At 73.5% G+C, this 3128-nt stretch carries 3 protein-coding genes; 2 read left to right on the top strand and 1 reads right to left on the bottom strand.

The window, feature by feature from the left end:
- Positions 1-124: 124 nt before the first annotated feature.
- A complete protein-coding gene (locus ABZ371_RS30865) occupies positions 125-1309 on the bottom strand; it encodes an alcohol dehydrogenase catalytic domain-containing protein (protein WP_358685868.1) in 1185 nt (394 codons plus the stop codon).
- Between the two features lie 197 nt (positions 1310-1506).
- On the opposite strand from ABZ371_RS30865, the gene ABZ371_RS30860 reads away from it, so the two are divergent.
- Positions 1507-1923, top strand: coding sequence for a CBS domain-containing protein (locus tag ABZ371_RS30860; protein ID WP_358685865.1), 417 nt, complete (start codon positions 1507-1509; stop codon positions 1921-1923).
- 62 nt (positions 1924-1985) lie between these two features.
- The gene (locus ABZ371_RS30855) at positions 1986-2864 is read left to right on the top strand and encodes an SDR family oxidoreductase (protein WP_358685863.1); all 879 of its coding nucleotides are present in this window, start codon (positions 1986-1988) and stop codon (positions 2862-2864) included.
- Positions 2865-3128: the final 264 nt, after the last annotated feature.

The following is a 3128-nucleotide window of genomic DNA, read 5'->3' as shown; positions in this document are numbered from 1 at the left end:
CGGCGGTCCACGGTCGGCCCGCCCGGCGGCGGCTCCACGGGGTGACACCCCGGCCGGGTACGGAGTCAGCAGGGCGGGGCGTCGGAAGGGCCGGCGGCGCGAGGCCGCCGGCCCGGTGCCCGGCTCAGGGGGTGAGCAGGGTCTTGATCATCCCGTCGGCCTTCTCCTGGAACGCCTTGTAGACCTGGGGGCCTTCCTCGAGCGGCAGCCGGTGGGTGGCGAAGTCGTCGACGCCCAGGGGGTCGTCGTCGGTGAGCAGGGGCAGGATGTCGTCCACCCAGCGGTGCACGTTCGCCTGGCCCATGCGGAGCTGGATCTGCTTGTCGAACATGGTCAGCATCGGCATCGGGTCGACGGCTCCGCCGTACACACCGGAGAGCGAGACCGTGCCGCCGCGGCGCACGATGTCGATGGCCGCGTGCAGGGCGGCGAGCCGGTCGACGCCCATGGTGCCCATGAGGCGTTCGGCGATGGCGTCGGGCAGCAGCCCGACGGCCCAGTGCGCCGCCTTCGCGACGGGCGCGCCGTGGGCCTCCATGCCGACGGCGTCGATCACGGCGTCCGTGCCCCGGCCGTCCGTGAGATCGCGGATGACATCGCCGAGATCCTTGCCGTGCCTGCGCAGGTCGAGGCACTTCGCCCCGTACTCGGCGGCCCGGGTGAGCCGTTCGGGCACCAGGTCCACGCCCACCACCAGACTCGCCCCGCGCTGCTGCGCGATGCGCGCCGCCATCGCGCCGATCGGGCCGAGGCCCAGTACGGTCACGGTGCCTCCGGGCGGGACGGCCGCGTAGTCCACTGCCTGCCAGGCGGTCGGCAGCACGTCCGAGAGGTAGACGTAGCGGTCGTCGGCCGGCCCGTGCGGGACCTTGATCGGCAGCCGGTTCCCGAAGGGGACACGCAGGAGTTCGGCCTGGCCGCCGGGCACCTGGCCGTAGAGCTTGGTGTATCCGAACAGAGAGGCGCCCATCCCCTGCTCGCGCACCTGGGTGGTCTCGCACTGGGAGTGCAGTCCCTGGTCGCACATGTAGCAGTGGCCGCACGAGACGTTGAAGGGGATGACCACGCGGTCGCCCGGGGCCACCGCGGTGACTTCGGCGCCCACCTCCTCCACGATGCCCATCGGTTCGTGCCCGAGGATGTCCCCCGGATCCAGGTAGGGGCTCAGGACCTCGTAGAGGTGCAGGTCGGAGCCGCATACACCGGTGGAGGTGATTCTGACGATGATGTCCGTCGGGTCCTGGATCTGCGGGTCGGGGACCGTCTCGACCCTGACATCCCGCTTTCCCTGATAGGTCAGTGCGCGCACGGTGCAACTCCCCTTCCACGTCGTCACGGATCCGCGGCCGCCCGCGGATGGGTTGCCGGGTTCCCCCGGCGTCCGGCCCGAAACACCGCACCCGCCCTCGCACCCGGGCCGTTAGGCGACCGGAGTGCCGGGTACCCAGAGGGCACCCGGGCCCCCGGGCGGCAGAGGGCCCACGCCATCCAGGAAGGGAGTCGACCATGACGACGGCACGCGAGATCACGACCGAGGGCGCGGAGTGCGTGGGCGAGCGGGAGAGCGTGCTCGACGCTGCACGGAAGATGACCGATCCGGGCGTCGGAGCCCTGCCTATCTGCGGCACGGACGACAAGCTCAAGGGCGTCCTGACCGACCGCGACATCGTGGTGAGGGTACTGGGCAAGGGCAAGGACCCGGCGCGGACGAACGCCGGTGAGCTGTCCCGGAGCGAGGCCGTCACCATCGGTGCGGACGACGACGCGGGCGAGATCCTGCGCACCATGACGGCGCACAAGGTCCGGCGGCTCCCCGTCATCGACGGACACCGTCTCGTCGGCGTGGTCGCCCAGGCCGACGTGGCCCGCGCCCTGCCCGACCCGCAGGTCGGGGACCTCCTGGAGGCTCTGTCCACCGGCTGAGCACGCCTGCGCGCGCCGGCCGGCCGGTGGCCGCTCGTCCCGCCCCGCACCGAGGAGATCCTGTGACTGCTTCGAAACACGTCCTGCGTGGCCGTACGGTCGTCGTGACCGGGGCAGCCCGCGGTGTAGGGGCGGCCGTCGCCGGGGAACTGGCCGCCCGGGGAGCGCGCGTGGCGCTGCTCGGGCTGGAGGAGGAGCTCCTCGCCGACGTCGCCGCCACCCTCCCGACGGCCTCCCACCACTGGCACGTGGACGTCACGGACGACGAGGCCATGGCGGCGGTGGCCGACGAGGTGCGCGACCGCATGGGCCCGGCGTCCGTGGTGGTCGCCAACGCGGGTGTGGCGGAGGGCGGCCCCTTCGTCGACTCGGACCCGGGCACCTGGCGGCGTGTCATCGAGGTCAACCTCATCGGCAGCGCCGTCACCGCCCGGGTCTTCCTGCCCCACCTGCTGGACACCCGCGGCTACCACCTCCAGGTGGCCTCCCTGGCGGCGATCGGCTCGGCGCCGATGATGAGCGCCTACTGCGCCTCCAAGGCGGGTGTCGAGTTCTTCGCCCACTCGCTGCGCGCCGAGCTCGCGCCACGCGGGGTGACCGTCGGCACGGCCTACCTGAACTGGACCGACACCGACATGATCCGCGACGGCGACAAGCAGGCCGTGCTGCGGGAACTACGCGCCCACATGCCTCCGCCGGCCCGGAAGATCTACCCCGCCGGGTACGTGGCGGACAGGGTGGTCCGCGCGATCGAACGGCGCGCTTCCACGGTGTACGTCCCCGTCTGGCTGCGGGGGGTGCAGGCCGTCCGCGGCGCGTTGCCGGGGGTCGTCGCCCGCTTGGCCCGGCAGGAACTCATGCGTTCGGAGTTCTCCGCGACGGGTCTGCTGGGCGCGGGCGGCAGGGCGGCGGAACGGTCCGGGGAGTCCGGCCACCGGTGACACCCGGGCCCGTCGCGGCTCTTCGCCCCGTGGGCCCAGGGAGCCGACGCGGGCCGCTGTGCCCCCTTCCTGACGGAACCGGACGCCCCGGGTGGCTCCGGCCTCCGGGGCGTCCGCATCGCGAGAGCGCACACACGACCGCGTCGCCGGGAGCCCGGTGGGGCTCCCGGCGGCGCGGGGCGGGCTTTGTGCCGTGGGCCCCCCGGCGTGTCGGACCGGCGCCGGGGAGCCGGCGCCCACCCGGGGGGCGGCGCGCAAGGGGGC

The sequence above is a fragment of the Streptomyces sp. NPDC005899 genome (assembly GCF_040629645.1).
GTDB lineage: Bacteria > Actinomycetota > Actinomycetes > Streptomycetales > Streptomycetaceae > Streptomyces.
Note: the sequence above shows the minus strand (reverse complement) of the source record. Positions and strands in the feature narration are given on the sequence as shown.

Coding starts and splice junctions, on each gene's coding strand:
- ABZ371_RS30860 (WP_358685865.1), top strand. CDS start 1,507: ATGACGACGGCACGCGAGATCACGACCGAGGGCGCGGAGTGCGTGGGC.